Origin of the sequence: Nocardia aurantiaca (assembly GCF_009708175.1) — a bacterium.
In the GTDB taxonomy this organism is placed as follows: Bacteria; Actinomycetota; Actinomycetes; order Mycobacteriales; family Mycobacteriaceae; genus Nocardia; species Nocardia aurantiaca.
In genome coordinates this window covers 1-1,238 of record NZ_WMBB01000040.1, presented here as the reverse complement: position 1 = coordinate 1,238, position 1,238 = coordinate 1, and the positions used below count along the sequence as shown (strand labels likewise).

The following is a 1,238-nucleotide window of genomic DNA, read 5'->3' as shown; positions in this document are numbered from 1 at the left end:
CGCCGAAACCCTCGCGGACCATCGCCTGGTCATCGGCGATCAGGACCTTGATCACGGCTGCTCTCCCGGCGTGGTCAGGGGCAGGGATGCCCGTACGACGAAATGGTCGTCCTCGGGCCCGGCGGTGAGTGTGCCGCCGAGCAGCTCGGCCCGCTCGCGCATGCCGTTGAGGCCGTGGCCGCGGCTCGTGGTGTCGGGGACCGGGACGGTCAGGCGGTTGCGCACCGTGAGCTCGAGGCGGTCGTGGTGGCCGTGGGCGTCGATGGTCACCGGGGCGTCAGGTGCGTGGCGGGACGCGTTGGCCAGCGCCTCCTGCAAGATCCGGTAAGCCGCCAGTTCCGCCGCCGCCCCGCCCAGGGTGGGGACCCTATCGGGTTCGCCGCCGCCGTGAATTTCGTTGTCCACAGGCGCGCCGACGGAAACGGAGTTGTCCACAGGTCGGGGCAGACCACTTGCGCTGTACGAGACGTCGACCCCGGCCGCCCGCGCGTCCGCCCTGCAGGCGCCGCGCCCGGCGCAGCCGCAACCGGCGAGCGACACCTATCCCGAGCCCACGCCCAAGGGGCACCCGGTGCGGGCCACGCTGCTCGTGCTGGCGCTGCTGGTGTGGGCCCTGCGCGACGTGGTGCGGCCGGTGCGCCTGGCCGCCGACGCCGAGGGCGTGACGGTGGTGACCGGCTTCCTGGGCCGGCGTCACCTCGGCTGGGGCCAGATCGAGCGCATCCGGGTCGATCGGCGCAGCCACCGTGGCCTGCGCAGCGAGTTCCTCGAGGTGGACGCGGGCGACGCGATCTACCTGTTCAGCGCGAACGACCTGGGCGAACTCCCGGACGAGGTGGCCACCGCGCTGGCCGACCTGCGCGTGAGCCCGGCTTAGCTCTGAGTCCGGCTTAGCCCAGGATCGCCTGGGTTCGGAGCACGGCGGCGACTATGAGCACCACGAAGACGGCGGCACAACCGAGCGCCTGGATCTGACTTCGGCGCTTCGTGGGGGCGTACGCGAGAACGAAAGCGACCGCCCCGCCGACCACCAGACCGCCGATGTGACCGGCGATCGAGACGTTCGGGATGCTGAACGTGAAGATCAGGTTGACCACGAGCAGCGGGATCAGCTGGCTGATGTCGAGCCGCAGCCGGCGGTTGACCACGATCATCGCCAGGACCAGACCGAAGATCGAGGTCGAGGCGCCCGCGGCCTGCGCGTTCTGCGGCGTGAAGAGGTACGCCGCCACGTTGCC

General features: G+C 71.2%; 3 protein-coding genes. 1 reads left to right on the top strand and 2 read right to left on the bottom strand.

Features of this window, described 5'->3' with window-relative positions; genetic code table 11:
- Positions 1-51: 51 nt before the first annotated feature.
- Positions 52-405 (bottom strand): ATP-binding protein, encoded by a 354-nt coding sequence (locus tag GLP40_RS33105; protein ID WP_196054889.1) that lies wholly within the window; start codon positions 403-405, stop codon positions 52-54.
- 22 nt (positions 406-427) lie between these two features.
- Between GLP40_RS33105 and GLP40_RS33100 the strand changes: the two genes are divergently transcribed.
- On the top strand, positions 428-877 hold the full coding sequence (locus GLP40_RS33100; RefSeq protein ID WP_230330180.1) for a PH domain-containing protein: 450 nt from the start codon (positions 428-430) through the stop codon (positions 875-877).
- A 13-nt stretch (positions 878-890) separates the two neighbouring features.
- Here the strand turns inward: GLP40_RS33100 and GLP40_RS33095 are convergent.
- Positions 891-1,238 (bottom strand): rhomboid family intramembrane serine protease (locus tag GLP40_RS33095; RefSeq protein WP_154791965.1); only part of this gene is annotated, 348 nt, incomplete at its 5' end.